This is a genomic window from Ruegeria profundi (genome assembly GCF_049800715.1).
Classification (GTDB): Bacteria; Pseudomonadota; Alphaproteobacteria; order Rhodobacterales; family Rhodobacteraceae; genus Ruegeria; species Ruegeria profundi_A.
Map to the genome: position 1 here is coordinate 115813 of NZ_JBNAFO010000009.1, position 26507 is coordinate 142319.

General features: G+C 59.8%; 28 protein-coding genes. 18 read left to right on the forward strand and 10 right to left on the reverse strand.

The window, feature by feature from the left end:
- Positions 1–23: 23 nt before the first annotated feature.
- The 3 genes from yaaA to ACP15L_RS15185 all read right to left on the reverse strand — a co-directional run bounded on the left by yaaA (position 24) and on the right by ACP15L_RS15185 (position 3233).
- Positions 24–794, reverse strand: a complete 771-nt coding sequence (gene yaaA / locus ACP15L_RS15175) for a peroxide stress protein YaaA (protein ID WP_425084820.1) — start codon at positions 792–794, stop codon at positions 24–26.
- A 33-nt stretch (positions 795–827) separates the two neighbouring features.
- A complete protein-coding gene (gene recQ, locus ACP15L_RS15180; protein ID WP_425084821.1) occupies positions 828–2867 on the reverse strand; it encodes a DNA helicase RecQ in 2040 nt (679 codons plus the stop codon).
- 78 nt (positions 2868–2945) lie between these two features.
- A complete protein-coding gene (locus ACP15L_RS15185; protein WP_425084822.1) occupies positions 2946–3233 on the reverse strand; it encodes a YggT family protein in 288 nt (95 codons plus the stop codon).
- Between the two features lie 130 nt (positions 3234–3363).
- On the opposite strand from ACP15L_RS15185, the gene ACP15L_RS15190 reads away from it, so the two are divergent.
- The 10 genes from ACP15L_RS15190 to smpB all read left to right on the forward strand — a co-directional run bounded on the left by ACP15L_RS15190 (position 3364) and on the right by smpB (position 11567).
- Complete coding sequence (locus tag ACP15L_RS15190; RefSeq protein ID WP_425084823.1) at positions 3364–4731, forward strand: MFS transporter; 1368 nt, start codon at positions 3364–3366, stop codon at positions 4729–4731.
- Complete coding sequence (gene mepA, locus ACP15L_RS15195) at positions 4728–5591, forward strand: penicillin-insensitive murein endopeptidase (RefSeq protein WP_170379497.1); 864 nt, start codon at positions 4728–4730, stop codon at positions 5589–5591. The genes ACP15L_RS15190 and mepA overlap by 4 nt, the downstream gene beginning before the upstream one ends.
- Entirely contained in the window at positions 5564–6448 is an 885-nt protein-coding gene (locus ACP15L_RS15200; RefSeq protein WP_425084824.1) for an esterase-like activity of phytase family protein, read from the forward strand. The genes mepA and ACP15L_RS15200 overlap by 28 nt, the downstream gene beginning before the upstream one ends.
- Positions 6449–6539: 91 nt before the next feature.
- Positions 6540–7187 (forward strand): queuosine precursor transporter, encoded by a 648-nt coding sequence (locus tag ACP15L_RS15205; protein WP_425084825.1) that lies wholly within the window; start codon positions 6540–6542, stop codon positions 7185–7187.
- A 263-nt stretch (positions 7188–7450) separates the two neighbouring features.
- The gene (arfB, locus tag ACP15L_RS15210) at positions 7451–7870 is read left to right on the forward strand and encodes an alternative ribosome rescue aminoacyl-tRNA hydrolase ArfB (RefSeq protein WP_425084826.1); all 420 of its coding nucleotides are present in this window, start codon (positions 7451–7453) and stop codon (positions 7868–7870) included.
- Between the two features lie 60 nt (positions 7871–7930).
- Positions 7931–8677: an SDR family oxidoreductase gene (locus ACP15L_RS15215; protein ID WP_425084827.1), complete on the forward strand. Its 747-nt coding sequence runs from the start codon at positions 7931–7933 to the stop codon at positions 8675–8677.
- 81 nt (positions 8678–8758) lie between these two features.
- On the forward strand, positions 8759–9772 hold the full coding sequence (locus tag ACP15L_RS15220) for a P1 family peptidase (protein WP_425084828.1): 1014 nt from the start codon (positions 8759–8761) through the stop codon (positions 9770–9772).
- A 109-nt stretch (positions 9773–9881) separates the two neighbouring features.
- Positions 9882–10295, forward strand: coding sequence for a c-type cytochrome (locus ACP15L_RS15225; protein ID WP_425084829.1), 414 nt, complete (start codon positions 9882–9884; stop codon positions 10293–10295).
- Between the two features lie 205 nt (positions 10296–10500).
- Positions 10501–11043, forward strand: a complete 543-nt coding sequence (gene idi / locus ACP15L_RS15230) for an isopentenyl-diphosphate Delta-isomerase (protein ID WP_425084830.1) — start codon at positions 10501–10503, stop codon at positions 11041–11043.
- A 47-nt stretch (positions 11044–11090) separates the two neighbouring features.
- The gene (gene smpB, locus ACP15L_RS15235) at positions 11091–11567 is read left to right on the forward strand and encodes an SsrA-binding protein SmpB (RefSeq protein WP_170379480.1); all 477 of its coding nucleotides are present in this window, start codon (positions 11091–11093) and stop codon (positions 11565–11567) included.
- Positions 11568–11630: 63 nt separating this feature from the next.
- Here the strand turns inward: smpB and glpK are convergent, their stop codons facing one another.
- From glpK to panB, 3 genes are all read right to left on the reverse strand, one after another.
- Entirely contained in the window at positions 11631–13109 is a 1479-nt protein-coding gene (glpK, locus tag ACP15L_RS15240) for a glycerol kinase GlpK (RefSeq protein ID WP_425084831.1), read from the reverse strand.
- 72 nt (positions 13110–13181) lie between these two features.
- Positions 13182–14033, reverse strand: coding sequence for a pantoate--beta-alanine ligase (panC, locus tag ACP15L_RS15245; RefSeq protein ID WP_425084832.1), 852 nt, complete (start codon positions 14031–14033; stop codon positions 13182–13184).
- Positions 14030–14866: a 3-methyl-2-oxobutanoate hydroxymethyltransferase gene (gene panB, locus ACP15L_RS15250; protein ID WP_425084833.1), complete on the reverse strand. Its 837-nt coding sequence runs from the start codon at positions 14864–14866 to the stop codon at positions 14030–14032. The genes panC and panB overlap by 4 nt, the downstream gene beginning before the upstream one ends.
- Before the next feature lie 170 nt (positions 14867–15036).
- Here panB and ACP15L_RS15255 point away from each other — a divergent pair, with 170 nt between their 5' ends.
- The gene (locus ACP15L_RS15255) at positions 15037–16524 is read left to right on the forward strand and encodes an ABC transporter substrate-binding protein (RefSeq protein WP_425084834.1); all 1488 of its coding nucleotides are present in this window, start codon (positions 15037–15039) and stop codon (positions 16522–16524) included.
- 9 nt (positions 16525–16533) lie between these two features.
- Here the strand turns inward: ACP15L_RS15255 and ACP15L_RS15260 are convergent, their stop codons facing one another.
- Positions 16534–16860 carry an SH3 domain-containing protein gene (locus ACP15L_RS15260; protein WP_170379470.1) on the reverse strand — a complete coding sequence of 109 codons (327 nt, stop codon included), beginning with the start codon at positions 16858–16860 and terminating at the stop codon, positions 16534–16536.
- A 105-nt stretch (positions 16861–16965) separates the two neighbouring features.
- Between ACP15L_RS15260 and ACP15L_RS15265 the strand changes: the two genes are divergently transcribed.
- Genes ACP15L_RS15265 through ACP15L_RS15280 form a run of 4 tightly spaced genes read left to right on the forward strand, consistent with a single transcriptional unit; the run spans position 16966 to position 21809 of the window.
- Positions 16966–17913, forward strand: a complete 948-nt coding sequence (locus ACP15L_RS15265) for an ABC transporter permease (protein WP_425084835.1) — start codon at positions 16966–16968, stop codon at positions 17911–17913.
- Positions 17910–18725, forward strand: a complete 816-nt coding sequence (locus ACP15L_RS15270; RefSeq protein ID WP_425084836.1) for an ABC transporter permease — start codon at positions 17910–17912, stop codon at positions 18723–18725. Before ACP15L_RS15265 ends, ACP15L_RS15270 begins: the two co-directional genes overlap by 4 nt.
- Positions 18722–20320 (forward strand): ABC transporter ATP-binding protein, encoded by a 1599-nt coding sequence (locus ACP15L_RS15275; RefSeq protein WP_425084837.1) that lies wholly within the window; start codon positions 18722–18724, stop codon positions 20318–20320. The genes ACP15L_RS15270 and ACP15L_RS15275 overlap by 4 nt, the downstream gene beginning before the upstream one ends.
- Positions 20321–20357: 37 nt before the next feature.
- A complete protein-coding gene (locus ACP15L_RS15280; RefSeq protein WP_425084838.1) occupies positions 20358–21809 on the forward strand; it encodes an aldehyde dehydrogenase family protein in 1452 nt (483 codons plus the stop codon).
- Here ACP15L_RS15280 and pncB read toward each other — a convergent pair.
- A complete protein-coding gene (pncB, locus tag ACP15L_RS15285) occupies positions 21806–23098 on the reverse strand; it encodes a nicotinate phosphoribosyltransferase (protein ID WP_425084839.1) in 1293 nt (430 codons plus the stop codon). The two genes, ACP15L_RS15280 and pncB, sit on opposite strands and share 4 nt — an antisense overlap.
- Positions 23099–23395: 297 nt before the next feature.
- On the opposite strand from pncB, the gene ACP15L_RS15290 reads away from it, so the two are divergent.
- Positions 23396–23761 (forward strand): hypothetical protein, encoded by a 366-nt coding sequence (locus ACP15L_RS15290; protein WP_425084840.1) that lies wholly within the window; start codon positions 23396–23398, stop codon positions 23759–23761.
- Here ACP15L_RS15290 and pncA read toward each other — a convergent pair.
- Positions 23758–24354: a bifunctional nicotinamidase/pyrazinamidase gene (gene pncA, locus ACP15L_RS15295; protein WP_425084841.1), complete on the reverse strand. Its 597-nt coding sequence runs from the start codon at positions 24352–24354 to the stop codon at positions 23758–23760. The genes ACP15L_RS15290 and pncA overlap by 4 nt on opposite strands.
- Before the next feature lie 94 nt (positions 24355–24448).
- On the opposite strand from pncA, the gene ACP15L_RS15300 reads away from it, so the two are divergent.
- Complete coding sequence (locus ACP15L_RS15300) at positions 24449–25354, forward strand: rhodanese-related sulfurtransferase (RefSeq protein WP_170767898.1); 906 nt, start codon at positions 24449–24451, stop codon at positions 25352–25354.
- A 64-nt stretch (positions 25355–25418) separates the two neighbouring features.
- Positions 25419–25919, forward strand: coding sequence for a potassium channel family protein (locus tag ACP15L_RS15305; protein WP_170379453.1), 501 nt, complete (start codon positions 25419–25421; stop codon positions 25917–25919).
- A gap of 103 nt (positions 25920–26022) precedes the next feature.
- Here the strand turns inward: ACP15L_RS15305 and ACP15L_RS15310 are convergent, their stop codons facing one another.
- Positions 26023–26352, reverse strand: coding sequence for a hypothetical protein (locus tag ACP15L_RS15310; protein ID WP_170555375.1), 330 nt, complete (start codon positions 26350–26352; stop codon positions 26023–26025).
- Positions 26353–26507: the final 155 nt, after the last annotated feature.

Genomic DNA, 26507 nt, shown 5'->3' on the forward strand with positions numbered 1-26507 from the left:
GTTGGCCCCTCGCTTCCTGCCCTCTAAGCAGTGTAGGGACGCACGAAAACAGGCTTGTCATCCTCCGATAGATCGGGGCGGTATTCATAGCCGCCACTGTCAAAATCCAGCAACCCGGCCGGATCGGTCAGACGATGTTGAATGATGTACCGCGCTATTGCACCCCTCGCTTTCTTGGCGAAAAAGCTGACGATTTTGGGCGTACCGGCTTTATCTTCCATGAAGACCGGAGTGATAACTTTCAGGTTCAGTGCTTTCATGTCGACCGCCCCGAAATACTCCTGACTGGCGCAGTTAACCAGGACCTCGCTGCCAACCTCAGCCCCTTGCGCGTTCAGTGCTTTGCTGAGCTGATCGCGCCAATACTCATACAGGTTCTTGCCGCGCCGGGTTTTCAGCTTGCTGCCCATTTCCAACCGATAGGGCTGAATCGCGTCCAGAGGGCGTAGTACGCCGTAAAGGCCGGACAAGATTCGCAGATGGTCCTGCGCCCATGCCATCTCATCAGCGTCCAGTGAGGCCGCCTCTAGCCCCTGATAGGTGTCACCGGCAAAGGCCAGTGCGGCGGGGCGGGTGGCCTCAAGCTCGGGCGCTTCGGCGAAGGCGCGATAGCGGTCCCGGTTCAGCCGGGCCAGATCATCGCTGAGGTCCATCAGTTTCTTGAGGTCGCCCAGCGTCAGGTTGCGCGCGGTCTTGGACAGACGGATCGCATCGTCCTGAAAGTCGGGCTGCGTGGCCTCAACATCCCGCTCTGCCCAGTCCAGCCGCTTGGCCGGGGAAATCACTACCAGCATATCCGCCCTCGTTTCTTGCCTGATAGGGCGTATTTAGCCCTCTTGCCGCAGCACGTCCAGAAAGGCCGCCCCAAACCTTTCGTGACGACGATCGCCCAACACCTGCTCGACCCCGCGCAGATCATCGGGTCGCATCTGCGCCACCTTCGCCAGTTGCGAGGCCGTGCAGCTCAGCGGCTTGTCGATCCCCTCTGGCCCGCGTGACAATTGTGACTGCACCTCAAGCAGGCGGTCGTAAATCTCGCCCTGCTCGCGCCCGGCCAGCTTGCGGCGGGCGGGGTGGACAGCTTCTACGGCCCCGGCGATGACCTCAAGGAAGGTGTCACCATAGCGTTCAAGCTTCTTGGCACCGACCCCTCCGATGCGGGCCATGTCGTCCAGTGCTTGCGGGCGTTTCTCGGCCATTTCGATCAGGGTGCGGTCGGGGAAGATGACATAGGCAGGTACACGCGCGGCTTCGGCCAAAGCGCGGCGCTTGGCCTTGAGGGCAGAGAGCAGCGGCGCGTCTTCTTCGGCTACCATCGCCTTGACTGCCGGACGACGAGTGGCTTTGCGGATTGTATCCTTGCGCAGGTTGATCTGCGCCTCACCCTTCAGGATCGGTTTGGCGGCCTCGGTCATGCGCAGGGCACCGTGGCGTTCGGGGTCGGGGCGGACCAGATCATGGCCCATCATCTGCCGAAAGATCGCCTGCCATTGCGGGCGCGACCAGTCCTTACCGATACCCCAGGTCGACAGCGTATCATGGCGACGCGCACGGATCTTATCGGTTTCATTGGCGAGCAGGATGTCGATCAGATGGCCACTGCCAAACCATTCTTCAGTCCGCAGGATCGCCGACAGCGCCATACGGACGGGGGTTGTGCCATCAAAAACCTCGGGCGGGGTGTCGCAGAGATCGCATTTCCCACACGGTTCGGCCGTTTCTCCGAAATAGCCCAGAAGAGTCTGACGACGGCACACCAGCGCCTCGGCCAGACCCAGCAGCGCGTTCAAGCGTGCATGATCCGCCATGCGCCGTTCGAGCGGGGCGAGGCCCTCATCCACCTGAGACCGCCGCAAGCGAATGTCGTCGGGGCCGAATAGAGTCAGGGTTTCAGCCGGGCCTCCGTCGCGCCCGGCGCGGCCGATCTCTTGGTAATAGGCCTCGATGGATTTCGGTAGGTCCGCATGGGCAACCCAGCGGATATCGGGTTTGTCGATGCCCATCCCGAAAGCCACGGTGGCGACGACGATCAGCCCGTCCTCACGGGCAAAACGCGTTTCGACGATGCGCCGGTCCTCGGGGTCCATACCGCCGTGATAGTGACAGGTCGAATGTCCTTCGTCGCGCAGAGCCTTGGCCAGCACTTCAGTCTTGTTGCGGGTGCCGCAATAGACGATGCCGGATTGGGTTTTGCGCGCAGCGGCGAAGTCGAGGATTTGTTTGCGCGGACCATCCTTGGCGGCAAAGGCCAGATGGATGTTGGGCCGATCAAAGCCGCGCAGGAATTTGCGCGGGGTGCCGCCGTCGAACAGTTTCTCGACGATCTCATCCTGCGTTGCGGCATCCGCCGTGGCGGTGAACGCGGCCAGAGGTACGTTCAAGGCGCGCCGCAACTCTCCGATCCGCAGGTAGTCGGGGCGGAAATCGTGACCCCATTGGCTGACGCAATGCGCCTCATCGACTGCGATCAGGCTGACATTGATCCGACGTAACATGCCCAGCGCGGACCCGGCCGCCAGACGCTCGGGCGCCATGTAGAGCAGCTTGAGCCGCCCGGCCTCGAGCGCCTCCCGCACAGCATCTGTTTCCTCAGGCGTGTTGCCCGAGGTCAGCGCACCGGCTTCAACCCCGGCCTCTTGCAGGCCTCGGACCTGATCGCGCATCAAGGCGATCAGCGGAGAGATTACCACCGTTACACCGTCGCGCAGCAAAGCAGGTAATTGAAAACACAGGGATTTGCCGCCGCCCGTTGGCATGATGGCCAGCACGTTTTCGCCTGCAGTCACGGCATCGACGATCTCTTCCTGACCGGGGCGGAAGTCGTCGAATCCAAAGACATCTCGCAGCAAGGGTGCGGCGTCGAACATGTGCGGGGTTGCCCTGTTTTATGGTTTATCTGCTCTTAAGACAGGACAATCACATACTAAGATTCGGTGAACAAGAGGTCAGTAGAAATAGGCCATGTTGTTTGTCAGGATGATCTGCAACGCATAGACGCCAATCAACACCACCAAAGGTGTCAGGTCGAGCCCGCCCATATTCGGCAGGATACGGCGGATGGGACCGTAGATCGGTTCGAGAATGCGGTTCAGGCCGTACCAGATTTGCGCGACCAGCTGTTGGTGCAGATTCAGCACCTGGAAATTGATCAGCCAGCTCATGATCACGTGGGCGAGGATGATGAACCAGACAATGTCCAGGATCAGCAGCAGGATTTGGATCAGCGACAGCATGGGTACTCCGTATCTTTGACCGAAAAAGACCTAAGCACACGCGCCGGAAAGAGCAAGGCTGCGCCAACTGAAAGCTTGCGAAATGGGCCAAACACCCGTCTTATTGGACAAAAGAATAACTGGGGCAGTCATGGCAGAGATTTCCAATCGCAAGCGCATCTGGGGCTGGTGGTTTTTTGATTGGGCATCGCAGCCTTATCATACACTGCTGGTCACTTTTGTTTTCGGCCCCTATTTCGCCGGGGTCGCCGCAGGGTATTTCACCGATGCCGGGCTGGACCCGCAAGCCGCCGCTGCACGGGCGCAGACAGTCTGGGCCAATTGCCTGACCATCACCGGGCTGATCATCGCTTTTGGCGCGCCTCTGCTTGGGGCAATGGCAGATGTTTCGGGTCGTCGTATACCGTGGATTTTTGCGTTTTCGGTCATGTATGCGGCGGGGTCCGCTGCGCTTTGGTACACGATGCCCGACGGCTCGAACATGTGGCTGATGCTGTCCGCCTTCGGGCTGGGCTTTGTCGGGGCGGAATATGCGCTGATCTTCATCAACTCGCAGCTGCCTGAACTGGGCGATGATAATCAGGTGGGTGAGATCTCGGGCTCAGGGTTTGCCTTCGGGTATTTTGGCGGGCTGATTTCTCTGGCAATCATGCTGGCGCTGTTTGTCGAACAGCCCAGCGGTAAGACATTGATCGGGATGGAGCCTGCGCTTGGCCTTGATGCCGCCACCAGTCAGGGTACGCGTTTTGTTGGGCCGTTCACAGCCGTCTGGTTTGTTTTGTTCATGGTGCCCTATTTTCTGTGGGTACGTGACGATCCAAAAGCCAAGAAATCCGGCAGTTTCGCCGAGGCGCTACGCCTGTTGGGGCACTCAATCTCGAACCTGAGGCACCGGGTCAGTCTGGCGACTTATCTCGGGTCGTCCATGTTTTACCGCGACGCGTTGAACGGGCTGTACAGCTTTGGCGGGGTCTACGCGCGGCTGGTTCTTGAGTGGGACCTGATAAAGATCGGTGTCTTCGGGATTGTCAGCGTGCTGGCCTCGGCCATTTTTGCGTGGATCGGGGGTAAGTTGGATCGGAAATACGGCCCTAAACCGGTCATTTTGGTCGCAATCTGGGTTTTGATCTTTGTCTGTATCACCGTCGTGTCGATGGACCGGACGCAGATTTACGGCATAGCGCTGCCCGAAGGGTCCGGACTGCCCGATATGGTGTTTTTCGGCTGTGGAATCCTCATCGGCGGGATGGGAGGGGTTCTGCAATCCGCCAGCCGCTCGATGATGGTGCGCCATACCGATCCCGAAGCTCCGGTCGAGAGCTTCGGCCTTTATGGGTTGTCCGGCCGTGCGACTGCCTTTGCCGCGCCGCTCTTGATCGGGGTAGCAACAACTGTGACTGGTAGTGCAAGACTAGGGGTGTCACCGATCATTCTGTTGTTTATTCTGGGGCTATTCCTGATGCGCTGGGTAAAGCCGGAAGGGGATCAGAGCAGATGATTTTACTACGTTTTTTGGCACTATTAGCCACGATCACATGGGCAGGCACGGCGGGGGCGCAGCCTCTGGCCAAGCAGTTGTTCGGGGCGCAAAAGCAAAGCTCACAACAAAAACCTGCCGCCTTCGGCAGTTATTCGCGCGGATGCGCCGCCGGATCGGTGCAGCTGCCTGAAACCGGGCCCACATGGCAGGCCATGCGCCTGTCGCGCAATCGCAACTGGGGCCACCCCGAGGCGATAGATTACGTGCAGGACCTCAGCCGGTTTGCGGCCAAGCAGCCGGGCTGGAATGGTCTCTATGTCGGGGATATCAGCCAGCCGCGGGGCGGGCCGATGACCTCGGGCCATCGCTCGCACCAATTGGGGCTGGATATCGATATCTGGATGCTGCCCGGAGACAACATGCGGCTGTCGCGTAACGCGCGTGAGAATATCTCGTCCATTTCCCTGCGTCGCGCGAACGGAGCCTTCGTCAACGGAAACTGGACCAAACAGCACCACGCCGTTCTGCGAGCAGCCGCAAAGGACAAGCGCGTCGCGCGGATTTTTGTGTTCCCCGGTGCCAAGGTTCAGATGTGCAAGGAAGAAAAGGGCAACCGGGCTTATCTGCGCAAGATCCGGCCTTGGTGGGGTCATCACTACCACTTCCATGTGCGCCTGAAATGTCCGCGTGGGTCGAAAGGCTGTGTCAATCAGGACCCGCCACCAAAGGGTGATGGCTGTGCGCAAGCACAGGAGTGGGTCAACAATATCCTCAACCCTCCGCCACCCGATCCGAACGCGCCTGCGCCAAAGAAACGTCGCGAATATGTTTTGGCCGATCTGCCCCAGCAATGTGCTGCCGTTTTGTCGTCCAACTGATAGCCGCCGTTTTATGGGCCGGTCAGGTCGCAGCGGTTGAGGTCAAAAGCGCCACATTTCTGGGCAGCTACACGTGGGTCGAGGCCACCGATTGGTTCGGTGGCTTCTCGGCCATACACCTGAGCGACGACGGATCCTACGTCACCCTCCTGAGTGACCGAGCTACCCTGGTCACGGCACGGATCACGCGCGATGGAGATGCGATATCGGGTGTCGAAGTGCAAAACCGCGGGCCGCTTCTGTCCAGTATGGGGCGTAAGCTGAGCGGCCGGGCGGGGGACTCTGAAGGAATCGCCCTTGCGCCAGGTGGCGGCTTATTCGTGTCCTTCGAAGGTGTTCATCGTGTGGCCTATTATAGCTCTCCGGCAGCCAACGCGTTGGTTCTGCCGCGCCCTCACGCCTTCAGCGAGCTGAATCGCAACGGCTCGTTCGAAGGGCTGGCGATTGACGGGCAAGGGCGCCTGTATACCCTGCCGGAGAAAACCCGCACGGCTAGCGGCGATATTCCGGTTTTTCGCTGGGACGGGACCACCTGGTCGACCCCTTTTACCCTTCCACCGCGGGATCGCTTCCTGCCCGTTGCGGCTGATTTCGGCCCAGACGGGCGCTTCTATGTGCTTGAGCGTTCGGTCGCATTCATCGGATTTCGGACCCGCCTGCGTCGATGGGACGTCTCAAACGACACGCCACGCGCCGAGGAGGTTCTGCTGGAAACCGACACCGGGACGCATGACAACCTCGAAGGTCTGTCGGTGTGGCGCGACGATCAGAACCGCCTGCGCGCAACGATGGTCTCGGACGATAACTTTCTGGCGCTGCAGCGGACTGAACTTGTGGAATACCTCCTGCCCGATTGACAGGACCCGACCAAGGGTCTAAACGCACGGCTTGCCTTGGGATGAGCCCTTGGCCAAGTCGCCGCTACCTTGTCAAAACGGGCATCTGAAAATGCAACGCTCTTATATTCCCGGCATCCTTGCCATGGCCGCCATTGTTGTGGCCTCGAACATTCTGGTTCAGTTCCTGATCCTTGACGGATTGCTGACCTGGGGTGCTTTCACCTATCCGCTGGCCTTTCTGGTCACTGACATCATGAACCGCGTCTATGGCGTGGGTCCGGCCCGCAAGGTCGTGTTCGCCGGGTTTGTCACCGGTATCATCTGCTCGCTGATCGGTAGCCAGATCATGCTGCAGGGCGATGGTTTCGAATATGCCGCTGTACCGCTGCGGATCGCTGTTGCCTCGGGCACCGCCTTCCTGATCGCACAGTTGACCGATGTCACCGTGTTCAACGCAATGCGCGGTGGCCGTTGGTGGCGCGCGCCGCTGGTTTCGACTCTGGTCGGATCGGCGCTGGACACTGCGATCTTCTTTACACTGGCCTTCTCGGCCTCGGTCACCTTCTTCGGTGCCAACGCCGACGCCGCGATCAACTGGGCGTGGGAGCCTGTGCCGTTCATGCTGTCCGGCCCGATGGCGCCGCTGTGGGTTACGCTGGCCATTGCGGACTGGTTGGCAAAGCTGTCACTGGCTTTGATCGCCCTGATCCCGTTCAAGGTGATCGTTGCCCGTCTGACCGTCGCACAGCCTGCGTAAAAAAGTGCTTTGAGAATGGCGCATCTTGTGTCAGGCTCAAAACTAACCGCAACAGATAGAAAAGGAGGTGATCCAGTGTCAAGAAAGAGATTGGAGAGAGGTGTCGGAACAACCGGGGGGAAAGCCTGCTAGGGCAGCCCTTGGCGGAGCGCTCGCTCCGGCTGGTCGATTGATCTAACCGACCCGACCTCCTGAACTTTCGAAGGGCCGTCCCACCGGGGCGGCCCTTTCTGTTTCCACCCGCGCCTTGTAAGGTCTGACCCATGTTGCGCATCACTGACGATATCATCCTGCAGGATTGGGAAATGACCGAGAGCTTTGTACGCTCCTCTGGTCCCGGTGGGCAGAACGTCAACAAGGTTTCGACCGCTGTCGAGCTTCGGTTTGAGGCCGCGCGCTCGCCATCCCTGCCGGATCCGGTGAAGAACCGCTTGAAACGTCTGGCCGGGCGGCGCTGGACCAAGGATGGTGCGATCATCATTCAATGCGAAGAAACCCGTTCTCAGGTCCGCAACCGCGAGATTGCGCGTACCCGATTGGCAGAACTGATTGCTCGGGCGCTGGTCAAACCCAAGCGGCGGATTGCCACCAAGCCCACCTACGGCTCGGTCAAACGCCGTCTCGCCGCGAAAAAGGCCCGTGGCGACGTCAAGGCGCTGCGCGGCAAAGTATCTGAAGATTGATCTGGTATCTTGCCGACCCGTTGATACTCTGACCCGCAAAAGCGGCAGGAGGGTAACGCCATGAGGCTAGGGGGGAAAACGGCAATTGTAACCGGCGGCGCATCTGGATTCGGGGCCGGGATCGTACACACGTTTCTGGCCGAAGGCGCGCGCGTGATGATCGCTGACATCAACGGCGACGCGGCGCAGGACTTGGCGGTCCAACTGGGTTCCGCCGCCATGGCGCAGCAGGTGGATGTCAGTGATGGCGTGTCGGTTCAGGCGATGGCTGATGTGGCTCAGGCTGCCTTTGGACATCTCGACATTCTGGTCAACAACGCGGGCGTCACCCATTTGCCCACCCCGCTGGAAGACGTGAGCGAAGAGGATTTTGACCGCGTCTTCAACGTGAACATGAAGTCCGTCTACCTAACCGCCCGCGCCTTTGTCCCGGCGATGAAAGCGCGCGGCGCCGGGGCGATCCTCAACGTCGCCTCAACCGCCGGGCTGTCGCCGCGCCCCAATCTGAACTGGTACAACGCCTCCAAGGGCTGGATGATCACAGCAACAAAAACCATGGCGGTCGAACTGGCCTCCTCCGGCGTGCGGGTCAACGCCATCTGCCCGGTTGCGGGGGAAACGCCGCTGCTGAAATCCTTCATGGGAGAAGACACGCCCGAGATTCGCGCCAAGTTCCTCTCGACCATCCCGCTCGGTCGTTTCTCAACCCCTCAGGACATGGCCAACGCGGCCCTGTTCCTCTGCTCGGACGAGGCCAGCATGATCACCGGCACAGCGCTTGAGGTCGACGGTGGCCGCTGCATCTGATCCGCTCTTCATCTGGCCAAAAATATCCCCGCCGAAGGCAGCGCGCGCCCGCGCGCTTTCGGCCCAACAAAAAAGGCGAAAATGACCCCCGGACCCCGAAACCTGATCACCGATGTCCCCGGCCTGAAGGTCGGCAATGCGCAGGACACTGCGCTGAAGTCTGGCACAACAGTCCTGACCGCCGACACGCCATTCACCGCCTCGGTCCACGTGATGGGAGGGGCCCCCGGCACGCGCGAAACCGACCTGCTGGCCCCCGACAAATCCGTCACCCATGTCGACGCCATCACTTTGTCCGGTGGATCGGCCCTTGGTCTGGATGCCTGCTCGGGCGTCTCGGACGCGCTACGGGCACAAGACCGGGGATTTCCTGTCGGCGATATCAAGGTCCCAATCGTTCCCGGCGCAATCCTGTTCGATCTGTTGAACGGCGGTGACAAGTCGTGGGACGAAAACCCTTACCGCGTTTTGGGACGCAAGGCTTTCGAAACCGCCAGCAAGGATTTCACCCTAGGCACAACTGGGGCCGGGACCGGGGCCTTGGCGGCGATGCACAAGGGCGGGCTGGGTTCGGCCTCATTTGTTTTGGACAGCGGTGTGATCGTTGGCGCTTTGGTGGCGGCGAACCCGCTGGGAAGTGTGACAACGCCGGGTGATCGCCATTTCTGGGCCGCGCCGTTCGAGATTGGCGATGAATTCGGCGGTTTAGGGCCTGATTCACGCGGCGGACTGGGCCAGCCGCAAGTCAGCCGCAAGTCGCAGGCCATGCGTGCCGATCCGCAAAAAGCCAACACGACGATTGCCATCGTTGCCACCGACGCGGCCTTGTCTAAACCTCAATGTCAGAGACTTGCGGTCGCCGCCCATGATGGGATCGCGCGAGCAATCGTTCCTGCGCATACGCCGGGCGATGGGGATTTGGTGTTTGGTGTCAGCACAGGGGCAAAGCCCATGACCTCAGAGATCGAGCTTGGGCAGATCGGCCATGCGACCTCTCTCTGTCTGGCGCGGGCGATCGCGCGAGCAATTTATCTAGCGACACCCGTCTACGACGATTTGCTACCTTGCTGGTCAACGCTGAACGCAACAGATTAGAAATGCTCGTAAATGCGCCTATAAGCGCGTATGCGCGGCAATCTGCGCGTTGACTCTGGGCCACTCAAAAGCACCATCTGCGCAAGCCACCAAGTATCGGAGCCAAAAAATGAATCGCATCCTAGCTACAGCAATGATCGGCCTTCTGGCCCTGCCAGCCTATGCAGAAGGCGACGCCGAAGCTGGCAAGAAAGCCTTCAACAAGTGCAAATCCTGCCACATGATCGCGGATCCCGAGGGTGAAGTGATCGTCAAGGGCGGCAAGACCGGGCCGAACCTCTATGGCATCGCAGGTCGGACTGCAGGCACCTATGAAGGGTTCAAATACGGCGACAGCATCGTTGCTGCCGGTGAAAACGGGCTGGTCTGGGACGAAGAGACCTTCGTCGCCTATTCGCAGGACCCCAAAGCGTTCCTGAAGGATTACCTTGGCGAAACCTCGGCCAAATCCAAGATGTCTTTCCGTCTGAAAAACGGCGGCGAGGATGTCTATGCCTACATCGTGAGCGTCTCCGGCGAGTAAAATCGGCCGAAAATCCCTTTGGACATGACGAAAGGCCGCACACCTGCGGCCTTTCGTGCGATTGATTACCTGACTTATCATTGCCACCTTCGTTCCATGCGGTAGCCCGTGCTCAGCCCTATAACACCGAACCGCCACGCCGATCTGGCCATTGCATAACCCCAAATTCCCGCCGTTCCGGCGGATCGGCATCAGGAGATGACAGATGGGATTGATGATTCCGGCCTGGGTTGATGGCCAATTGACCCCCGTCGACAAGCTGGAGGCGCATGAAAAGGGCCTCAAGCACAAGGCCGTGTCCGTCTTTGTCGTGCGGGGCACCGAGATTCTGCTGCAGCGCCGCGCCATGGGCAAATATCACACGCCGGGTCTCTGGGCGAATACCTGTTGCACGCATCCTGACTGGAACGAAAGCGCCTCGGCCTGTGCCGTGCGCCGCCTGCGTGAGGAATTGGGGATCACTGGCCTCTACCCGGAATACAGGCACCGGCTGGAGTATCACGCTGATGTCGGCAACAGCATGGTGGAACATGAGGTCGTTGACGTGTTCCTCGCCCATGTCCGCGGACATTTGAAAATCGAGCCTAACCCGGACGAAGTGATGGATATCCGTTGGATCGACTATCACGATCTGCTGGCCGAAGTGCGCCGCCATCCCACCCGTTTCACACCGTGGCTCAAAATCTATCTCGCCAACCATGCCGACACGATTTTTGGCCCAGATCTAATCATCTCGGCCAAGAGGTAGGCGCTGCGCCTTGCAAGGACCGCCCAAGCCGCCTACATCATCGCGTCATGGCCAAGCAGAAGACAGACCCGAATTACAAAGTCATCGCCGAGAACCGGCGCGCCCGCTTCGATTACGCAATCGAAGAGGATATCGAGTGCGGAATCATGCTGGAGGGCTCTGAGGTCAAATCCCTGCGGGCGGGCGGGTCGAACATCGCCGAAAGCTATGCCTCGGTCGATGACGGTGAGCTATGGCTGATCAACAGCTACATTGCCCCCTATGAGCAAGCCAAGGTTTTCAAGCATGAAGAGCGCCGCCGCCGCAAGCTGCTGGTGTCGCGCAAAGAGCTGTCGAACCTTTGGAATGCAACCCAGCGCAAGGGCATGACGCTGGTGCCGCTGGTGCTGTATTTCAACCACAAGGGCCGGGCGAAGCTGAAGATCGGGATCGCCAAGGGTAAAAAGCTGCATGACAAGCGCGAAACCCAGGCCAAGCGGGATTGGTCGCGGCAGAAGCAGCGTCTGATGAAAGATCACAGTTAGCGCGAAACGTTGTTGAGGGCGATGCCGGGCTGAAGCCCGGCCTACTTGGTGTTCGAAGACCGATTAGAACGCCATGGCCGCCTGAACGGCGCGTTGCCAACGGGCATAGGCCGCGTCGCGGTCCTTTTGCGGCATGTCAGGCTCGAAGCGCTGATCCAATTGCCATGTTTCGGCGAAACCGTCCTGATCGGGATAGATCCCGGCCTTCATGCCCGCCAACCAGGCCGCCCCCAAGGCGGTTGTTTCCTGCATCACGGGCCGATCCACCGGTGCGCCCAGAATGTTGGAAAGGCCCTGCATGGCCCAGTCAGAGGCGCTCATCCCGCCGTCGACGCGCAGGATCACCTCTGCCTCGGCGCCCCAGTCACCTTGCATGGCGTGCCACAGGTCTCGAGTCTGGAAGGCGATGCTTTCCAGTGTGGCGCGGGTAATTTCGGCCCGGCCCGAGTTGCGGGTCAGTCCGAACATTGCGCCACGGCAATCCGGTTTCCAATAGGGCGCACCCAGGCCGGTGAAAGCGGGCACCAGCACCACATGCTGGTTTGGATCGGCCTGCTTGGCCAGATCGCCGCTCTGTGGGGCCGAGTCGATGATCTGGAGCGCGTCGCGCAACCACTGCACGGCGGCCCCGGCGATAAAGATCGAGCCTTCCAACGCATAAGTCCGCTGCCCATCCAACTGATACCCGATCGTGGTGAGTAGACGGTTCTTCGAGGCAACCGGCTGCGTGCCGGTGTTCAACAAAGCGAAACAGCCAGTGCCATAGGTCGATTTCATCATGCCGGGTTGGAAACAAGCCTGTCCGATAGTGGCGGCCTGCTGGTCCCCGGCCACGCCCAGAATAGGGATATTGCCGCCAAGCAGCGTTGTCGCACCGAAATCAGCAGCGCAATCCAGCACCTCTGGCAGCATCGCCATCGGGACGTCCAGCAGATCGCAGATCTCAGCGCTCCATGCGCCTTTGTGGATGTCGAACAACAGGGTCCGGGCGGCGTTGGTGGCATCGGTAACGTGGTTGCGCCCTTCGGTCAACCGCCAGATCAGGAAACTGTCGATGGTGCCGAATAGCAGCTCTCCGGCTTCGGCCCTTTCGCGGGCGCCGGGAACGGTATCCAACAGCCATTTCACCTTGGTACCCGAGAAATAGGGGTCCAAAAGCAGCCCGGTTTGCAGGGTCACGTCATCCTCGCATCCGGCCTGTTTGTAGCGGGCGCAGATATCGGCGGTGCGGCGGTCCTGCCAGACAATGGCATTGTAGATCGCTTTGCCGGTGGTCTTGTCCCAGACCACGGTGGTTTCACGCTGGTTGGTGATGCCAATCCCGGCGATCTGTGCAGGCATTGTGCCCGTGGTTTCCATCACCTCCTGACAAACGCTCAGAACGCTGTTCCAGATATCCTCGACATCATGTTCAACCCAGCCTTCCTGTGGGAAATGCTGGGGAAATTCCTGCTGGGCCGTGCCCACGCGCTGCATCTGTGCGTCAAACAAAATGGCGCGCGATGATGTCGTTCCCTGATCAATAGCCAGAATATATGTCATGCCCGCGTTCCTCCCCGGGTGGTGTTTTGCGGGACTTTAGCGCAAACACTCGCGCAGGGGCCAGAGCAGAAATCAGGCTGCAGCGACCGGGATATTGTCTATCAGCCGAACGCCATCCGCCCAGGCGGTGACGAACAGGCGGGCTGGGCGGTCGACGCGGGGAAGGGCCTGCAGCGTTTCGGCACAACGCAGGTCGATATATTCGACCTCGGTGAAGCCCGCCTCAATCAGGGTGTCGCGCGCAGCTTGCGCAATCGGCGCGAAATCCGCGCCCTGTGACAGCTTTTCCGCCATCCCGCGCATGATCTGGTTCTTCTGCGCCGCGATCTGCAGCCCTTCGGCTGAGAGGCGCAGATTGCGCGAGGACATCGCCAAGCCCGACGGCTCACGCACGGTGGGGCAGCCGACGACCTCAATCGGGATATCCAAATCGCGGGCCATGCGCCGCACGACCAACAGCTGTTGATAGTCTTTTTCCCCGAAATAGGCTCGATCCGCCTGCGTTTGCAGGAACAGTTTGGCGACCACCGTGGCGACGCCTTCGAAGTGACCGGGGCGGAAGGGCCCCTCCATCACATCGGTCAGGCCCGCGACCGTTACAGTTGTCGAGAACCCCTCGGGGTAGATCTGATCCGGGTCCGGCACGTAGATCGCGTCAACGCCATAGGGGGCGAGCTTTTCGGCATCCTCATGCTCGGTGCGCGGGTAGTTGGCCAGGTCCTCGGGGTTGTTGAACTGTTTGGGGTTCACAAAGATCGTGACAATCACGCGGTCGCATCCGGCTTTGGCCGCCTCGACCAGTGACAAATGGCCCTGATGCAGCGCGCCCATTGTGGGGACGACGCCGACTATCTCTCCGTCACGGTGCCATTGCTGGGTCAATACACGCAGGTCCGCCAATCGGCGCAGAATTGGCGCGGTCATTTGCGGGTGCCCTTGGGGGCCTGGTCAGCAAACACATGCTCATCTGCGGGGAAGGTGCGGGCGCGTACTTCGGCGGAGTATTCGGCAATGGCGGCTTCGGCCAATGGGCCAAGTTCGGCGTAGCGTTTGACGAATTTCGGTTTGAACGCTGTGAAAAAGCCAACCATGTCGTCTACCACAAGAATCTGCCCATCACAGCCCGCAGAGGCTCCGATGCCGATGGTCGGGATTTCCACCTCAGCCGTGATCCGATCGGCCAGACCTTGCGGAACCTTCTCTAACACAACCGAAAACGCACCTGCCTGTGCCACGGCGGAGGCATCAGCCAGCACCGCCTCGGCCTGTTCGTCACGGCCTTGCACCTTGTAGCCGCCCAGCGTGTTGATGGATTGCGGCGTCAGGCCGATATGGGCCATGACCGGGATGCCGCGCTTGACCAGAAAGCGGATGGTCTCGGCCATCTCGACCCCACCTTCCAATTTAACCGCGCCAGCCCCGGTTTCCGCCATCAGGCGGGCCGCGTTGCGGAAGGCTTGCGCGGGGCTTTCCTCGTAGCTGCCGAAGGGCATGTCGATCACCATCATCGCGCCTTCCAGCCCGCGCGCGACGGCCTGACCGTGCAGGATCATCATCTCCATCGTCACGCCAAGGGTCGATTCCAATCCGTGCAGCACCATTCCGACGCTGTCGCCAACAAGGACAAAGTCGCAATGGGCGTCCATCAGTCGGGCCATCGGTGTGGTGTAGGCCGTCAGACTGACCAAAGGATCGCCGCCTTTGCGCGCGCGGATATCCTCGGCGTTCGGGGCTTTTTTGCGGGCTGTGGCGCTCATGCTCGGCTCCGGCACGGTTCATGTTGCAGCGCGGCATAACAGATCGGACCGGGCCCGCGAAACCCCGGTTGCGCGAACATTTCCTTGAATGACCCTAGGTTTAAGGGAACACTGGCCTCCGATAGGCCCGAAATACGCGGCTACGTTGACATCAACGGGGAGAGATTTTCATGACAAAGCAGATGTTTCGAACCTTCGGTTCCATATTGGCGCTAAGCGCCAGTGTGCTGGCGACGCAGGCGTTGGCGAAATCCGACATCACCATCGCCATGCAGCTGGAGCCACCGCATCTGGACCCGACCAGCGCCGCCGCGCAGGCCATTGATTCGGTTGTTTACACCAATATTTTCGAAGGTCTGACCCGTTTCATGGGCGACGGCTCGGTCGTGCCGGGTCTGGCGGAAAGCTGGGAAATCTCAGACGACGGCACCGTCTATACCTTCAAGCTGCGCGATGGAGTGACCTTCCACGATGGCACTACGATGGATGCCGAGGACGTCAAGTTCAGCCTGGATCGCGCCATGGCCGAGGACAGTGCGAATGCGCAGAAGGCGCTGTTCGCCGGCATCGAAAGTGTTGAAGCGGTGGACCCGACGACCGTCAAGGTGACCCTGTCCGAGCCAAACGGGAACTTCCTGTTCAACTTGGCCTGGGGCGACGCCGTGATCGTGGCATCAGACAGTATCGACGACATCAAGACCAACCCGGTCGGAACCGGGGCGTTCACCTTTGGCGAATGGGTGCAGGGCGACAGCATTACGCTGAACCGCAATCCCGATTATTGGGGCGATCAGCCAGCGTTAGAGACGGCTACGTTCAAGTTCATCTCGGATCCGACCGCCGCTTTTGCTGCCATGATGGCCGAGGATGTGGATGTGTTCGACAACTTCCCCGCGCCCGAGAACCTGCCTCAGTTCGAGGCCGATCCACGCTTTCAGGTGCTTGTCGGCTCGACCGAGGGGGAGACGATCCTGTCCACGAACAACAAGCAGGAGCCCTTTGACGATATCCTCGTTCGGCAGGCGCTGGCCCACGCGATCGACCGTCAGGCGATCATTGATGGAGCCATGTTCGGCTATGGCACCCCCATCGGCACCCATTTCGCGCCGCATCACCCGGCCTATGTCGATCTGACTGGGCAATCCGCCTATGATCCGGAAAAAGCCAAATCCCTGCTGGCCGAAGCCGGATTGGCAGACGGGTTCGAAACCACGCTGCATCTGCCGCCCCCGTCCTATGCGCGCAGGGGTGGCGAGATCATCGCCGCCCAGTTGGCCGAGGTCGGGATCACGGCCGAGATCATCAATGTCGAATGGGCGCAGTGGTTGGAGTCGGTCTTCAAGGGCAAGGATTTCGGCCTGACCATCGTCAGCCACACCGAGCCGATGGATATCGGCATCTACGCCCGGCCCGATTACTATTTCCAGTATGAAAGCACAGATTTTCAGGCGCTGATGGAGCTGCTGAACACTACAACCGACCCGGATGAGCGTACCCGCCTGATGGGTGAGGCACAGCGGCTAATCTCCAGCGACTACGTCAACGGCTACCTGTTCCAACTGGCCAAGCTCGGCGTGGCGAAAGCAGGCGTTCAGGGGCTGTGGCAGAATGCGCCAACAGCCGCCATTGATCTGACCGCGATCAGCTGGGCTGAGTAACTGTCGGGGCTAACCCGCCCCGTCAATCAGCCAATTGCTATGAACCCAGCCCTTGCGACGGGGCTGGCCATAGTAAACACCGATCCACTCCCCCTGCTGCGCGCAGGTGCGGACTGTGTCGCCGTTCCGCAGTTGGTCGACCTGGAAATAGTTCGAACCGGGCCCGGTGCGCACAGCCAGAAAACCATCACCGTTCGGATCCAGACCCGAGACGATACTCGCCGCGCATCCCGCGGCTTGCCCGTCTTCGGTGATCACGAAATCCACATCTAGTTGCTGAGCGGGCGCCGCGCCCGCTGCGGCTAAAAACAAAGCCGCAAGTACAGGTATTCTCATCATCAATTTCCTTTCAAACAATGGTCTCAGGATAAGGCTCACGCTGATTCTCGACAATGGAACTGGTGCTGGACCCAAAGCGCGGCCCGGCCTAACGTGGCGCTGATGCTTCGCTATGCCCTCAAACGTCTGATTTCGCTGGTGATCAGCCTGGCGGTTGCCTCGGTGGTGATCTTCGCTGTGATCGAGATCGCGCCAGGCGATCCGGCCTCATTCATGCTGGGCGTCAATGCGCAGCCCGATACGCTGGCCGCGCTGCGGGCCGAGTTGGGGTTGGATATGTCCAAACTCGATCGGTACTTCAATTGGGTCGGAGGGATGCTGACCGGCGATTTTGGCACCTCTTACACCTATCGCACGCCGGTTTCGCAGATGATCGCGGATCGGCTGTGGGTGTCCTTACCGCTGGCGCTCTATGCGCTGACCCTGTCCACCCTGATTGCCTTTCCAGCGGGCATCTACGCTGCCGCCCGTCGTGGCAAGCCGGGGGATTTGACGGTCATGGGGGCCACGCAATTGGGCATTGCCGTGCCGAACTTCTGGTTCGCGATGATGCTGGTGCTGATATTCGCCATCAATCTGCGCTGGTTCAACGCAGGCGGGTTCGCCGGTTGGGACAAAGGGTTCTGGACCGGGCTGCATTCGCTGACCCTGCCCGCCATCGCCTTGGCCCTGCCGCAAGCGGCCATTCTGGCGCGGGTGATGCGGTCGTCGCTGTTGGATATTCTTGGCGAGGATTTCATGCGCACCGCCCGTGCCAAAGGTCTGAGCCGCCGACAGGCGCTCTGGAGGCACGGAGTACGCAACGCGCTGATCCCGGTGCTGACGATCATCGGGCTGCAGTTTTCCTTCCTGCTGGCCGGGTCGATCATCATCGAGCAGGTTTTCTACCTGCCCGGTCTTGGACGACTGGTGTTCCAGGCAATCTCGGCCCGCGATCTGATCGTGGTGGAATCCGTGGTGATGTTGCTGGTTTTTGCCGTCATCACCGTGAACTTTCTGGTCGATCTGGCCTATGCCGCCGTGGACCCACGGCTGAGGAGCCGGACATGAGCCGAAACCTGATCCTTGGCGCGGTGCTGTCGTCTCTGGTTCTGCTGGCGGCGCTGCTCTCGTTTGTCTGGACGCCCTATGACCACGCCGCGCTGGACATTCCCGCGAAACTGCAGCCACCCAACGCGCAGCATTGGTTCGGCACCGATCACTTCGGGCGTGATATGTTCTCGATGATCATGGTCGGCGCGCGGACGTCCATTGCAGTGGCGCTGGTGGCGGTGGGGATCGGGATGGCTTTGGGCGTGCCCTTGGGCCTGACGGCAGCAGCGCGAAAGGGATCTTGGCTAGACGAAGTCATCATGCGCGGCAATGATCTGGTCTTTGCCTTCCCCTCTCTGGTCATCGCCATCCTGATCACTGCCGTTTTTGGTGCTGGAGCGATCAATGCGATTATCGCCATTGGTATCTTCAACATCCCCGTCTTCGCCCGTATCACCCGCGGCGCGGCCCTGTCCCTGTGGGAGCGGGAGTTCATCTTAGCTGCCCGCGTGTCGGGCAAAGGTGCCGCGCGGATTTCTGTAGAACATATCCTGCCCAATGTCGCCAATCTGCTAATCGTTCAAGGGACCATCCAATTCAGCCTTGGAATCCTGGCCGAAGCGGGGCTGAGTTACGTCGGTCTCGGCGCGCAACCACCCACGCCAAGCTGGGGCCGGATGCTGGCCGATGCGCAGACGATGGTCAGTTTTGCCCCGCATTTGGCTCTAATTCCGGGTCTGGCAATCATTGTGACGGTGTTGGGTCTGAACTTGCTGGGTGACGGTCTGCGCGACTGGCTGGACCCCCGCATTCGGGTGGCGCGGGCATGAGTTTGTTGAGGATCGAAAACCTGTCTCTGGCCATTCATGAAGCTGAGATTCTGAAGCAAGTCAGTCTGTCAATTGCGCCCGGTCAGATCGTGGCGGTCACGGGAGAGAGCGGCTCGGGCAAGTCCATGACTGCGCTGGCCATCATGCAACTGATGCCAGACGGCGCGAGCACCGACGGGTCGATACATCTGGACGGGCAAGAGATTCTAAACCTGCCTGAGACTGAAATGTGCGCCCTTCGCGGCGCGTCGATCGGAATGGTGTTTCAGGAACCGATGACCGCTCTGAACCCGGTCAAAACCATCGGTGATCAGGTTATGGAGACCATCCTGATCCACAAAGCAATGCCCCGCGCGCAAGCTGAGGCCCGAGCGCAAGAGGTTCTCAGCCGTGTTGGCCTGCCTCCTAACCGTTTCCCTCTGTCCCGCTACCCGCATGAGCTGTCGGGCGGTCAGCGTCAGCGCGTGGTCATAGCGATGGCGATCGCACTCAGGCCCAAACTGCTGATTGCGGATGAGCCCACGACAGCCCTGGACGTGACCACTCAGGCCCAGATTCTGGACCTGCTGAAAGGGCTGGTGCGCGAATACGACATGGGGCTTCTGATGATCACCCATGATCTGGCCGTGGTGGCCGATATGGCGGATCAGATCGTGGTCATGCGTCGGGGCGAAGTGGTCGAGAGCGGCGCAACCGATCATCTGCTTAAAAACATGCAGCACCCCTATACACGGATGCTGTTTGACGCCTCGAACCATCAAGTTGCTCTGCCTGAGACGCAGGAGCAAAAGTCCTTGCTTGAGGTCACCGACGTGGTTCGTGACTACCGTCTGCCACGCACGGGACTGTTCACGAAGCCCGCCTATATGCGAGCGGTGGACACGGTCAGCTTCACCCTCAACCGCGGAGAGCGTCTGGGTCTTGTCGGAGAGTCAGGGTGTGGTAAATCGACCCTAACACGGGCTATTTTGGGGCTGGAGGAGGTCCAATCCGGCGATATCCGGCTGGACGGCGCGCCCGTTTTCTCGGGCCATAAGTCAAATCTCGACGTGCGCCGCAAGATGCAGGTCGTGTTTCAGGACCCTTATGGTAGCTTCAACCCGCGCCACCGCGTCGCGCGGTTGATCACAGAGCCGTTTCACCTGCTGGAAGCCCCTCCGACCGGGTCCGAGCGTCAGGACAGGATCGCCGAAATGCTGCGCGCTGTCGGCCTCAGCCCGGATGATGCCGGGAAATACATCCACGAATTCTCGGGAGGTCAGCGGCAACGTATCGCTATCGCCCGCGCGTTGATAATTCGCCCAGAACTGATCCTGTTTGATGAGGCGGTCTCGGCCCTCGACGTGTCGGTCCGGGCGCAGATCCTTGATCTTTTGGCAGAACTGTGCGCGGCCTACGATCTGACCTACCTGTTCATCAGCCACGATCTGAGCGTTGTGCGCACGATCACGGATCGGGTGATGGTGATGCAGGCCGGGAAAATCGTCGAACAGGGCGAGACCGAAGATGTCTTTGCCAACCCCCGCCATCCCTATACCCGCAAGCTGATCTCGGCAGCGCCGCAATTGCCCGAGATCGGGCGGAAAATCGCGTGATATTTGCTTTATTAGAGTCTGAAGTTAGGAGTTCCCGATGACCAAACCGATTTGGTTCGACCCCAGCCAATGCCTGATCGGCGGGGAATGGAAAACGCCGGAAGCGGGGGAATACTTGCCACTTGTGAATCCTTCGGACGGCTCGGAACTCTGCCAGATTGCACGTGGACAGCAGGCAGATATTGATACGGCTGTTGTTGCGGCGCGATCCGCGTTGGACGGGGGCTGGGGCCTGATGCCCGCGTTTGAGAGGGGGCGCATCCTGAGCAGACTGGGGCAATTGGTTCTGGACCGGGTGGACGACCTCGCCCGGCTTGAGGCAATGGATGTGGGCAAACCGCTGACCCAGGCCCGCGCGGATGCCATCGCTTTGGCGCGGTATTGCGAATTCTACGGCGGTGCGGCGGATAAGGTGATGGGTGAGACTATCCCCTATCTTGACGGATACACCGTCTACACCCTGCGCGAGCCGCATGGCGTCACGGGGCATATCGTGCCTTGGAATTACCCGATGCAGATCATTGGACGCTCGGTCGGGGCGGCGCTGGCCATGGGCAATGCATGCGTTTTGAAGCCCGCAGAAGAGGCCTGCTTGACCGCCCTCGCTTTTGCTCATCTGGCGGTTGAGGCCGGTTTGCCCGCCGGGGCGCTGAATGTCGTTCCCGGTCTGGGGGCTGAGGCTGGCGCGGCGCTGTCCGGGCATACGGGTGTCGACCATATCTCGTTCACCGGGTCGGTTGCGACGGGGGCTTTGGTGCAGCAAGCGGCCGGGAAAAATGTGGTTCCGGTGACGCTGGAACTGGGCGGGAAGTCCCCGCAATTGGTGTTCGAAGACGCCGATCTGGAGGCGGCCCTGCCGTTTCTGGTCAATGCGGGCATTCAGAACGCGGGGCAAACCTGTTCGGCATCGTCGCGCATTCTGGTGCAGCGCGGTTTGTATGAGCGGGTCAAGGAGCAGATGGCCGAGGCCTACGCGCAACTGACCGTCGGGCCTGCGTTAGACGACCTGCGCGTAGGGCCGCTGATCTCGGATCGGCAGAAGGCAATTGTTTCCGTGTTCTTGTCCAAAGGCGCGGATTTGGCGATTGCAGGGCAGGGGCAGATCGTTCCGGAGGCACCAGAAGCGGGGGCCTATGTGCTCCCGACCCTCTTCGCCGATGTGCCAGCAGATCACGCTCTGGCCCGGGAAGAGATCTTTGGCCCAGTGCAGGTCTTGATCCCGTTTGAGACCGAAGAACAGGCTCTAACCATAGCCAATAGCACCGACTATGGATTGGTCGCCAGCATCTGGACACGCGACGGGGCGCGGCAGATGCGATTGGCCAAGCGCCTGCGTTCGGGGCAGGTGTTCATCAACAACTACGGCGCAGGCGGAGGCGTAGAGCTACCATTCGGAGGGGTCGGTAAATCCGGCCACGGCCGCGAAAAAGGGTTCGAGGCGCTCTATGGTTTTTCACAACTCAAGACGGTGGCCGCCCTACATGGTTAAACGATCACCTCGATCGGTTTCTGCGCGCCAACGCCGAACACCCGCTTGTAGCGCTCAATTTCCTCGGCGGGTCCCATGGCCTTTTCCGGGTTGTCCGACAGTTTGACCGTCGGACGCCCATTCGCCGAAACCGCCTTGCACACGAGCGAGAACGGCGCCAGCGCGTCATCTGGAACAAGGCCGCGGAAGTCGTTGGTCAGCAGAGTGCCCCAGCCAAAGGAGATATTGGTGCGCCCTGCGAATTGACTGTGCAGCTCTTTGATCTTTTCGACGTCCAAACCGTCCGAGAAGATGATCCGCTTCTGCTTAGGGTCCTCGCCTCGCGACGTCCACCAGTCGATCGCAATCTCGGCACCGGCGGCGGGATCGCCGCTGTCGATGCGGATGCCCGTCCATCCGGCCAGCCAGTCCGGGGCGTGATCCAGAAACCCTTTGGTGCCATAGGTGTCGGGCAGGATGATGCGCAGATTTCCCTCATGTTCGTCATGCCAGTCGCTGAGAACATCATAGGGGGCCTGCGCTAGCGCCTCATCTGAGTCTGCAAGGGCAGAATAGACCATGGGCAGTTCATGCGCATTGGTGCCGATGGCCTCAACCTCGCGCCGCATGGCGATCAGGCAGTTCGAGGTGCCGGTGAACGACTTGCCCAGCCCCTCGATCATGGCCTGAACGCACCAATCCTGCCACAGGAAGGAATGCCGCCTCCGGGTGCCAAAATCTGCAATCCCAAGCCCGTCGATAGAACCCAGCTGTTCGATCTTTTCCCACACACGCGTCATCGCACGGGCATAGAGCACCTGAAGTTCGAACCGGCGCATGTGGTTCAACACCGCGCGCGAGCGTAGCTCCATCAACACCGCCAAAGCCGGGATTTCCCACAGCATGACCTCATGCCATTTGCCCTCGAAGGTCAGTTCGTATTGGTCGCCTTTACGTTCCAGATGGTAGGGTGGCAGGCGCATATTCTCGAACCATTCCATGAAATCCGAGCGGAACATCTGCCTTTTGCCATAGAACATATTGCCCCGCAGCCACGTGCTTTCCCCCCGGCTGAGGCTGAGCGAACGGATGTGATCCAGCTGTTCCCGCAGCTCTCCTTCGTCGATCAGACGGGCCAGCGGCACATGATTCGAGCGGTTGATCAGGGAAAACGCGACATCTGTTTGGGGCTTGTTACGAAACACTGACTGGCACATCAGCAGTTTGTAGAAATCCGTGTCGATCAAAGACCGCACAATCGGGTCGATCTTCCATTTGTGATTGTAGACACGGGTCGCGATGTCGACCATGGGGAACTCCTGCAATTTCCGTTGTTAGATCAATCAGCACGGCGAATGGCAAGAGTCGCTGATTCGGTGACAATGCCCGTTTGACGTCACAATGCGGGCTTAATGTCCGGTGTTTTCACCAATTAGTGATGGGGTGGGATGGAAAGACAAAACTGATGGTTGTTAATGAGTTTGTTGTACGATTTTGATATGGTTGTAAGACCGGCGGAAGGGGATGTTCCGGCTCAGGTCTGTGCGCGGTTCAGAGATGTGAAGACCTCTGACGCGTTGCGAGGGGCTTCCCCTGGGATTCGTATGATGTTCCAAGACGCGGGGTTCGATCTCGACTCCCATGTCAGTGGCATCGTGCCGGACAAGTTTCCAACCGAAGACCTGCCCGACCGAACCCGGATACTGCGCACCCTGTTCGACAACATCAAAACCCGCGGTGTGCGGGGCGAATATTGTGGTGAGTTCGATCTGCGGCAATTCCTCGGCCACATTCGCCGCGCCGAGGCAGTTGATGGGCTTGTCCGGGTTGTTCCTGTTCAGCGCCCTCCGGTGCCACAGCCTGACATGCCCAAACGCAGGACGGCAAAGGGGCGGATTGGTGTTGGTCTTGGAGTAGCGGTGATTCTGTTCGCGGTGTTTAAGTATCTCGCAGAAACGGGTGCAGCGCCTTAGTCGGCCAGAGTAACCCCGGCGGCCTGCATAGCCTGTTGCGCCGCAGCCAGTGAACCATCCATGTCAATCGCACGGCAGGCGCTTTGCACGACCGTGACGTCAAAGCCCAGCTTCGCGGCATCAACGGCCGAATAGTGAACACAGAAATCGGTCGCGAGCCCCACGAGGGTCAGTTTGGAAATGCCGCGCGTGTCCAGATACCCTTTCAACCCCGTCGGCGTCGCCTGATCATTCTCGAAAAACGCCGAATAGCTGTCTATGGCGCTGCGGAACCCTTTGCGGATGATCAGATCGCCATCCGTGCGCAAATCCGGGTGAAAACCCGCGCCATCGGTGCCTTGCACGCAATGGTCGGGCCACAGAACCTGCGGGCCATAGGGCATCTCGGTCATCTCGAACGGCGCTTTGCCCGGATGCGAACTGGCGAAGGAGGAATGCCCCGCCGGATGCCAGTCCTGCGTCAGGATGACGGCATCAAACCTGTCCATCATGGCGTTGATCGGGGCAACGATCTCGTCCCCTCCGGCCACGGCCAGCGCGCCGCCGGGGCAGAAATCGTTCTGGACGTCGATGACAAGCAGGGCATTGGTCACGGCAATCTCTCCTTTGGTCTATCGGTACGGCGCAACACAGGAAGCGTCAATCCGATCCCTTGCGACTCTGCGCTGTCAGGTTTAGACCGCGCGCATGTATACGATCGCTGCCCTCTACCACTTCACCCGTTTCGCTGATCACGCCGCCCTGCGCGCGCCGCTGCTGGACCTGTGCCGCGCGCATTCGGTCAAAGGGACCCTGTTGCTGGCGCAAGAGGGGATCAACGGCACAATTGCTGGCCCGCGCTCCGGGATCGACGCCGTTCTGGCGCATATCAAGACCCTGCAGGGCTGTTCCGATCTGGAGTGGAAAGAGGCTACCGCCGACCATCCGCCTTTTGGCAAGATGAAGGTGCGTCTGAAGAAAGAGATCGTGACCATGGGTCAGCCGGATGTCGATCCGCGCGCCCGCGTCGGCAATTATGTCGAGCCCGAGGAATGGAATGATCTGATCCGCTCGGACGATGTGGTCGTGATCGACACACGCAATGACTATGAGGTGGCGATTGGCACGTTTGAGGGCGCAATAGACCCTGAAACCGCGAGCTTCCGCGAATTTCCCGACTGGTGGGAACAGAACAAGGACCGGTTCCACAATAAGCGCGTCGCGATGTTCTGCACCGGTGGGATCCGCTGCGAGAAATCCACCAATTTTCTGCTGGGGCAGGGGGTCGAGGATGTCTATCACCTCAAAGGTGGCATCCTGCGCTATCTCGAAGAAATGCCCGCCGAGGACAGCACCTGGCAGGGCGAGTGTTTCGTCTTCGACAATCGTGTGTCGGTTGGCCACGGTCTGGTCGAGGGGCCACATAACCTGTGCCACGGATGTCGCCGCCCGATCCTGCCTGAAGATGTGAAGCGCCCGGAATATGAACATGGCGTGTCCTGCCATCTCTGTGTGGATGAGACCTCGGAGGCCGACAAGATGCGCTTCCGCGAGCGGCAGAAACAGATCCTTCTGGCCCGCGCGCGCGGCGATGAGCATCTGGGCAGCGTCTGAATTCCGCTTGCAGGTCGGTGGGGAATCCCGATGATTATCGCTGGATTGCTGTGATGGAGCTTCAATGACCCGCAAACCGACAACTCTGGCGGAATGGAAATCGACCTTTCTGGCCGCTGCTGGGTTGGTGCTGGCCAGTTTTCTGGCATGGTTCGGCCTGTCGCGGTTGAGTGAGACCACCGCTGGGGACACGATCGGCACCATTGCCTCGGTCGCGTTGCTGATCTGGCTGGTGTCGCAGTCGTGGTACTACATGACCCAAGTGAAGTCGCCGCGCAGGTTGTTGTTCCTGATGGGCGTTTCTTTCATTCAGGTCGTGCCGTTCCTGTTTGCGGCCGTCTATGGGGCCTTTGGTTACAACGACAATTGCGTTCTCGGGGCGGAAGGCCCTGCCGATATTCTGTATTTCTCATATGTCACCTTCACCACCGTTGGGTATGGCGACATGAGCCCAACAGGTCTGTGCCGCGGCTTGGCCGTGTCCGAGGCCGTCACCGGCTATATCCTTTTGGGCATGTTCGTTGCGGCTGCTGTCTCGCTTTATTCGCGAAACCACGCGCATTAAATCGTTTTGCGTTTTACCTAAGGCAAAGCCATCGAAATGCGCGTTCGACCGCAGGGAGAGGCAGCGCATTGCGGTTCAAATCAAACGCAAAACGATCTTGGCTCTATTTATTCTGGTCGATCCAACGCGACATCAACTGTTTGTCGCGAAAGCACTCGGACGGGATCGGGCGACGTTTGCTGCGCGATATCCGTTCAGCAAAGGCGACCTGCTTGCCGGTCGGGTAGTTGGCAAAGGGCGATGGATCCTCGGGCTTGTGAGCCGAGATCCAAGCAGACATGGACTTGCGGTCACGCTGCGCCTCAACCGGGATTTCCAGTGCGGTCTGCTCGGCAATGGCGCGGGCATAGCGCATCTGCCGATCTGTGACCGGCAGCAGGTGGTAGTCGTTCGAAGGGCCGTTTAGGGCCTGATTTCGTGCGTGGTAAGACATCGGAATGTTCCTCTGACTATGTGGAACATAAATAGAACATTAACTCTTTTTTTCAAGGGCACGGCGATTCACATCAGCGGGAGTTTGCCGTGATTCAGTTTTATTGACTGACCAATCAACAAAAGATACACGCTTGGGAAATTGCTTCGGAAAAG

Bases quoted from the DNA above. Each gene is read 5' to 3' on its own strand.
- yaaA (WP_425084820.1), bottom strand. From the start codon at position 794: ATGCTGGTAGTGATTTCCCCGGCCAAGCGGCTGGACTGGGCAGAGCGG.
- recQ (WP_425084821.1), bottom strand. From the start codon at position 2,867: ATGTTCGACGCCGCACCCTTGCTGCGAGATGTCTTTGGATTCGACGAC.
- ACP15L_RS15185 (WP_425084822.1), bottom strand. From the start codon at position 3,233: ATGCTGTCGCTGATCCAAATCCTGCTGCTGATCCTGGACATTGTCTGG.
- ACP15L_RS15190 (WP_425084823.1), top strand. From the start codon at position 3,364: ATGGCAGAGATTTCCAATCGCAAGCGCATCTGGGGCTGGTGGTTTTTT.
- mepA (WP_170379497.1), top strand. From the start codon at position 4,728: ATGATTTTACTACGTTTTTTGGCACTATTAGCCACGATCACATGGGCA.
- ACP15L_RS15200 (WP_425084824.1), top strand. From the start codon at position 5,564: ATGTGCTGCCGTTTTGTCGTCCAACTGATAGCCGCCGTTTTATGGGCC.
- ACP15L_RS15205 (WP_425084825.1), top strand. From the start codon at position 6,540: ATGCAACGCTCTTATATTCCCGGCATCCTTGCCATGGCCGCCATTGTT.
- arfB (WP_425084826.1), top strand. From the start codon at position 7,451: ATGTTGCGCATCACTGACGATATCATCCTGCAGGATTGGGAAATGACC.
- ACP15L_RS15215 (WP_425084827.1), top strand. From the start codon at position 7,931: ATGAGGCTAGGGGGGAAAACGGCAATTGTAACCGGCGGCGCATCTGGA.
- ACP15L_RS15220 (WP_425084828.1), top strand. From the start codon at position 8,759: ATGACCCCCGGACCCCGAAACCTGATCACCGATGTCCCCGGCCTGAAG.
- ACP15L_RS15225 (WP_425084829.1), top strand. From the start codon at position 9,882: ATGAATCGCATCCTAGCTACAGCAATGATCGGCCTTCTGGCCCTGCCA.
- idi (WP_425084830.1), top strand. From the start codon at position 10,501: ATGGGATTGATGATTCCGGCCTGGGTTGATGGCCAATTGACCCCCGTC.
- smpB (WP_170379480.1), top strand. From the start codon at position 11,091: ATGGCCAAGCAGAAGACAGACCCGAATTACAAAGTCATCGCCGAGAAC.
- glpK (WP_425084831.1), bottom strand. From the start codon at position 13,109: ATGACATATATTCTGGCTATTGATCAGGGAACGACATCATCGCGCGCC.
- panC (WP_425084832.1), bottom strand. From the start codon at position 14,033: ATGACCGCGCCAATTCTGCGCCGATTGGCGGACCTGCGTGTATTGACC.
- panB (WP_425084833.1), bottom strand. From the start codon at position 14,866: ATGAGCGCCACAGCCCGCAAAAAAGCCCCGAACGCCGAGGATATCCGC.
- ACP15L_RS15255 (WP_425084834.1), top strand. From the start codon at position 15,037: ATGACAAAGCAGATGTTTCGAACCTTCGGTTCCATATTGGCGCTAAGC.
- ACP15L_RS15260 (WP_170379470.1), bottom strand. From the start codon at position 16,860: ATGAGAATACCTGTACTTGCGGCTTTGTTTTTAGCCGCAGCGGGCGCG.
- ACP15L_RS15265 (WP_425084835.1), top strand. From the start codon at position 16,966: ATGCTTCGCTATGCCCTCAAACGTCTGATTTCGCTGGTGATCAGCCTG.
- ACP15L_RS15270 (WP_425084836.1), top strand. From the start codon at position 17,910: ATGAGCCGAAACCTGATCCTTGGCGCGGTGCTGTCGTCTCTGGTTCTG.
- ACP15L_RS15275 (WP_425084837.1), top strand. From the start codon at position 18,722: ATGAGTTTGTTGAGGATCGAAAACCTGTCTCTGGCCATTCATGAAGCT.
- ACP15L_RS15280 (WP_425084838.1), top strand. From the start codon at position 20,358: ATGACCAAACCGATTTGGTTCGACCCCAGCCAATGCCTGATCGGCGGG.
- pncB (WP_425084839.1), bottom strand. From the start codon at position 23,098: ATGGTCGACATCGCGACCCGTGTCTACAATCACAAATGGAAGATCGAC.
- ACP15L_RS15290 (WP_425084840.1), top strand. From the start codon at position 23,396: ATGTTCCAAGACGCGGGGTTCGATCTCGACTCCCATGTCAGTGGCATC.
- ACP15L_RS15300 (WP_170767898.1), top strand. From the start codon at position 24,449: ATGTATACGATCGCTGCCCTCTACCACTTCACCCGTTTCGCTGATCAC.
- ACP15L_RS15305 (WP_170379453.1), top strand. From the start codon at position 25,419: ATGACCCGCAAACCGACAACTCTGGCGGAATGGAAATCGACCTTTCTG.
- ACP15L_RS15310 (WP_170555375.1), bottom strand. From the start codon at position 26,352: ATGTCTTACCACGCACGAAATCAGGCCCTAAACGGCCCTTCGAACGAC.